Annotated in this window: 2 protein-coding genes; both read left to right on the top strand. The window is 66.4% G+C overall.

The window, feature by feature from the left end:
• The coding region (rpoB, locus tag A9X01_RS01725) for a DNA-directed RNA polymerase subunit beta (protein ID WP_081282147.1) at positions 1-1,707 on the top strand (1,707 nt) is incomplete at its 5' end.
• 60 nt (positions 1,708-1,767) lie between these two features.
• Positions 1,768-5,718: a DNA-directed RNA polymerase subunit beta' gene (locus A9X01_RS01720; protein WP_065119012.1), complete on the top strand. Its 3,951-nt coding sequence runs from the start codon at positions 1,768-1,770 to the stop codon at positions 5,716-5,718.
• The last annotated feature ends 120 nt before the right edge of the window (positions 5,719-5,838 follow it).

Here is a 5,838-nt window from a genome sequence, read left to right as displayed (position 1 = left end):
GGTGCCAACATGCAGCGCCAGGCGGTTCCGCTGGTGCGCAGCGAGGCACCGCTGGTGGGTACCGGTATGGAGCTGCGTGCGGCCATCGACGCCGGCGACGTCGTCGTCGCCGAGGAGGCCGGTGTCATCGAGGAGGTGTCGGCCGACTACATCACCGTCATGCACGACGCCGGCACCCGGCGCACCTACCGGATGCGCAAGTTCGCCCGCTCCAACCACGGCACCTGCGCCAACCAGTCGCCGATCGTGGATGCGGGGGACCGGGTGGAAGCCGGCCAGGTGATCGCCGACGGCCCGTGCACCGAGAACGGTGAGATGGCCCTCGGCAAGAACCTGCTGGTTGCGGTCATGCCGTGGGAAGGCCACAACTACGAGGACGCCATCATCCTGTCCAACCGCCTCGTCGAAGAGGACGTGCTGACCTCGATCCACATCGAGGAGCACGAGATCGACGCCCGCGACACCAAGCTGGGCGCCGAGGAGATCACCCGGGACATCCCGAACGTCTCCGACGAGGTGCTGGCGGACCTGGACGAGCGCGGCATCGTGCGTATCGGTGCCGAGGTCCGCGACGGCGACATCCTGGTCGGCAAGGTCACCCCCAAGGGGGAGACCGAGCTGACCCCAGAGGAGCGGTTGCTGCGCGCCATCTTCGGTGAGAAGGCCCGCGAGGTCCGCGATACCTCCCTGAAGGTGCCGCACGGTGAATCCGGCAAGGTCATCGGCATCCGGGTGTTCTCCCGCGAGGATGACGACGAGCTGCCCGCCGGCGTCAACGAGCTGGTCCGCGTCTACGTGGCCCAGAAGCGCAAGATCTCCGACGGTGACAAGCTCGCCGGCCGGCACGGCAACAAGGGCGTCATCGGCAAAATCCTGCCGGTGGAGGACATGCCGTTCCTGCCGGACGGCACTCCGGTGGACATCATCCTGAACACCCACGGTGTGCCGCGACGGATGAACATCGGCCAGATCCTGGAGACCCACCTGGGGTGGGTGGCCAAGGCCGGCTGGAACATCGAGGGCACTCCGGAGTGGGCGGCCAACCTGCCCGAGGAGCTGCGGCACGCCCAGCCGAACCAGATCGTTTCGACGCCGGTGTTCGACGGTGCCAAGGAGGAGGAGCTGCAGGGCCTGCTCGGCTCGACGCTGCCCAACCGTGACGGTGAGGTGCTGGTCGACGCCGACGGCAAGGCGGTGCTGTTCGACGGGCGCAGCGGTGAGCCGTTCCCGTACCCGGTGACCGTTGGCTACATGTACATCATGAAGCTGCACCACCTGGTCGACGACAAGATCCACGCCCGCTCCACCGGCCCGTACTCGATGATCACCCAGCAGCCGCTGGGTGGTAAGGCGCAGTTCGGTGGCCAGCGGTTCGGTGAGATGGAGTGCTGGGCCATGCAGGCCTACGGTGCCGCGTACACGCTGCAGGAGCTCTTGACCATCAAGTCCGACGACACCGTCGGGCGGGTCAAGGTCTACGAGGCGATCGTCAAGGGCGAGAACATCCCCGAGCCCGGCATCCCCGAGTCGTTCAAGGTGCTGCTCAAGGAGCTGCAGTCGCTGTGCCTCAACGTCGAGGTGCTCTCGAGTGACGGTGCGGCGATCGAGCTCCGCGAAGGCGAGGACGAAGACCTCGAGCGGGCCGCAGCCAACTTGGGAATCAACTTGTCGCGCAACGAATCCGCGTCTGTAGAGGACCTTGCCTGACCCTTTTAGGAAAACCCAGTTTTAAGTAGTTACTAAACCCGCAAGGGGAAAGGGAGTTACGTGCTAGACGTCAACTTCTTCGATGAACTCCGCATCGGCCTGGCTACCGCGGAGGACATCCGTCAGTGGTCCTACGGCGAGGTCAAGAAGCCGGAGACCATCAACTACCGCACGCTCAAGCCGGAGAAGGATGGCCTGTTCTGCGAGAAGATCTTCGGACCGACTCGCGACTGGGAGTGCTACTGCGGCAAGTACAAGCGCGTGCGCTTCAAGGGCATCATCTGTGAGCGCTGTGGCGTCGAGGTGACCCGCGCCAAGGTGCGTCGTGAGCGGATGGGCCACATCGAGCTGGCCGCTCCGGTCACGCACATCTGGTACTTCAAGGGCGTACCGTCGCGCCTGGGCTACCTGCTGGACCTGGCTCCCAAGGACCTCGAGAAGATCATCTACTTCGCCGCGTACGTGATCACCGCGGTCGACGAGGAGATGCGCCACAACGAGCTGTCCACGCTGGAAGCCGAAATGGTGGTGGAGCGCAAGGCCGTCGAGGACCAGCGCGACGCCGACCTGGAGGCCCGCGCGCAGAAGCTCGAGGCCGACCTGGCCGAGCTCGAGGCCGAGGGTGCCAAGGCCGACGCCAAGCGCAAGGTGCGCGACGGCGGCGAGCGTGAGATGCGTCAGCTGCGCGACCGCGCGCAGCGCGAGCTCGACCGGCTCGAGGACATCTGGAACACCTTCACCAAGCTGGCCCCCAAGCAGCTGATCGTGGACGAGAACCTCTACCGCGAGCTGCAGGACCGCTACGGCGAGTACTTCACCGGAGCCATGGGTGCGGAGTCGATCCAGAAGCTGATCGAGAACTTCGACATCGACGCCGAGGCCGAGACGCTGCGTGAGGTCATCCGGAGTGGCAAGGGGCAGAAGAAGCTTCGTGCTTTGAAGCGCCTGAAGGTGGTCGCTGCCTTCCAGCAGTCCGGCAACTCCCCGATGGGCATGGTGCTCGACGCCGTCCCGGTGATCCCGCCGGAACTGCGTCCCATGGTGCAGCTCGACGGTGGCCGGTTCGCCACCTCCGACCTCAACGACCTGTACCGCCGCGTGATCAACCGCAACAACCGGCTCAAGAGGCTGATCGACCTCGGCGCGCCCGAGATCATCGTCAACAACGAGAAGCGGATGCTGCAGGAGTCGGTGGACGCGCTGTTCGACAACGGCCGCCGCGGACGTCCGGTCACCGGGCCGGGTAACCGCCCGCTGAAGTCGCTGTCCGATCTGCTCAAGGGCAAGCAGGGCCGGTTCCGGCAGAACCTGCTCGGTAAGCGTGTCGACTACTCGGGCCGTTCGGTCATCGTGGTCGGCCCGCAGCTCAAGCTGCACCAGTGCGGCTTGCCCAAGCTGATGGCGCTGGAGCTGTTCAAGCCGTTCGTGATGAAGCGACTGGTCGACCTGAACCACGCGCAGAACATCAAGAGCGCCAAGCGGATGGTGGAGCGCCAGCGCCCGCAGGTGTGGGACGTCCTCGAAGAGGTCATCTCCGAGCACCCGGTGTTGCTGAACCGCGCACCCACCCTGCACCGGTTGGGCATCCAGGCTTTCGAGCCGATGCTGGTGGAAGGCAAGGCAATTCAGCTGCACCCGTTGGTGTGTGAGGCATTCAACGCCGACTTCGACGGTGACCAGATGGCCGTGCACCTGCCGCTGTCCGCGGAGGCGCAGGCTGAGGCCCGCATCCTGATGCTGTCGAGCAACAACATCCTGTCGCCGGCCTCTGGCCGTCCGCTGGCCATGCCGCGTCTGGACATGGTGACCGGCCTGTACTTCCTCACCACCGAGGTGGCGGGGGACAAGGGCGAGTACCAGCCGGCCGCTGCCGATCAGCCCGAAGCGGGTGTGTACTCATCGCCGGCCGAGGCCATCATGGCGGCCGACCGCGGGGTGCTCTCGGTGCGCGCCAAGATCAAGGTGCGGCTGACCCAGCTGCGCCCGCCGGCGGAGGTGGAAGCCGAGCTGTTCGGTGCCAACGGCTGGCAGCCGGGCGATGCCTGGGTGGCCGAGACCACGCTGGGCCGGGTGCTGTTCAACGAGCTGCTGCCGCTGGGCTACCCGTTCGTGAACAAGCAGATGCACAAGAAGGTGCAGGCTTCGATCATCAACGACCTGGCCGAGCGCTACCCGATGATCGTCGTCGCGCAGACCGTCGACAAGCTCAAGGACGCCGGTTTCTACTGGGCGACCCGAAGCGGCGTGACGGTCTCGATGGCCGACGTGCTGGTTCCGCCGCGTAAGAAGGAGATCCTCGACCACTACGAGGAGCGTGCGGAGAAGGTCGAAAAGCAGTTCCAGCGTGGTGCCTTGAACCATGACGAGCGCAACGAGGCACTGGTGGAGATCTGGAAGGAAGCCACCGACGAGGTCGGTCAGGCGCTCCGGGAGCACTACCCGTCGGACAACCCGATCATCACGATCGTCGACTCGGGCGCCACGGGTAACTTCACCCAGACCCGAACGCTGGCCGGCATGAAGGGCCTGGTGACCAACCCGAAGGGTGAGTTCATCCCGCGTCCGGTCAAGTCCTCGTTCCGTGAGGGTCTGACCGTGCTGGAGTACTTCATCAACACCCACGGTGCTCGAAAGGGTCTGGCGGACACCGCGTTGCGTACCGCCGACTCCGGCTACCTGACCCGTCGTCTGGTGGACGTCTCGCAGGACGTCATCGTGCGCGAGCACGACTGCCAGACCGAGCGCGGCATCGTCGTCGAACTGGCCGAGCGCCAGCCGGACGGCACCCTGATCCGGGACCCGTACATCGAAACCTCGGCGTACGCACGGACTTTGGGTACCGACGCGGTCGACGAGGCCGGCAACGTCGTCGTCGCGCGCGGCGAGGACCTGGGTGACCCGGAGATCGACGCCCTGCTGGCGGCCGGCATCACGACGGTCAAGGTGCGCTCGGTGCTGACCTGCACCACCGGCACCGGCGTGTGCGCCACCTGCTACGGACGTTCGATGGCCACCGGCAAGCTGGTCGACATCGGCGAGGCCGTGGGTATCGTCGCCGCCCAGTCCATCGGTGAGCCGGGCACGCAGCTGACCATGCGTACCTTCCACCAGGGTGGTGTGGGTGAGGACATCACCGGCGGTCTGCCGCGTGTCCAGGAGCTGTTCGAGGCCCGCGTGCCGCGCGGCAAGGCCCCGATCGCCGACGTCACCGGCCGGGTGCGCCTCGAGGACGGCGAGCGCTTCTACAAGATCACCATCGTCCCCGACGACGGTGGCGAAGAAGTGGTCTACGACAAGCTGTCCAAGCGTCAGCGCCTGCGGGTGTTCAAGCACGAGGACGGCTCCGAGCGGGTGCTCTCCGATGGCGACCACGTGGAGGTGGGCCAGCAGCTGATGGAAGGCTCGGCCGACCCGCACGAGGTGCTGCGTGTGCAGGGCCCGCGCGAGGTGCAGATCCACCTGGTCCGGGAGGTCCAGGAGGTCTACCGCGCCCAGGGTGTGTCGATCCACGACAAGCACATCGAGGTCATCGTCCGCCAGATGCTGCGCCGCGTCACCATCATCGACTCGGGCTCGACGGAGTTCCTGCCCGGCTCGCTGATCGACCGTGCGGAGTTCGAGGCGGAGAACCGCCGGGTGGTGGCCGAGGGCGGCGAGCCCGCCGCCGGTCGTCCGGTGCTGATGGGTATCACGAAGGCGTCGCTGGCCACCGACTCGTGGCTGAGTGCGGCGTCGTTCCAGGAGACCACGCGAGTCCTGACCGATGCGGCGATTAACTGCCGCAGCGACAAGCTCAACGGTCTGAAGGAGAACGTGATCATCGGAAAGCTGATCCCGGCCGGTACCGGTATCAACCGGTACCGCAACATCCAGGTTCAGCCGACCGAAGAGGCCAGGGCCGCGGCGTACACCATCCCGTCGTACGAGGACCAGTACTACAGCCCGGACTTCGGTCAGGCCACCGGTGCTGCCGTTCCGCTGGACGACTACGGGTACAGCGACTACCGGTAGGTAGCGCTGGGTAGCGCTGAGTAGCGGGGGCCCCCCCCAAAACCCCCCCCCCCCCCCCCGGGGGGGGGGGGTTTGGGGGGGGGGCCCCCGGGGGGGGCCCCCCCCGGGGGCTTTTGACAA

Origin of the sequence: Mycobacterium asiaticum (assembly GCF_001668675.1) — a bacterium.
GTDB lineage: Bacteria > Actinomycetota > Actinomycetes > Mycobacteriales > Mycobacteriaceae > Mycobacterium > Mycobacterium asiaticum_D.
The sequence above is the reverse complement of the archived record's forward strand: the minus strand, read 5'-3'. Positions and strand labels throughout refer to the sequence as shown.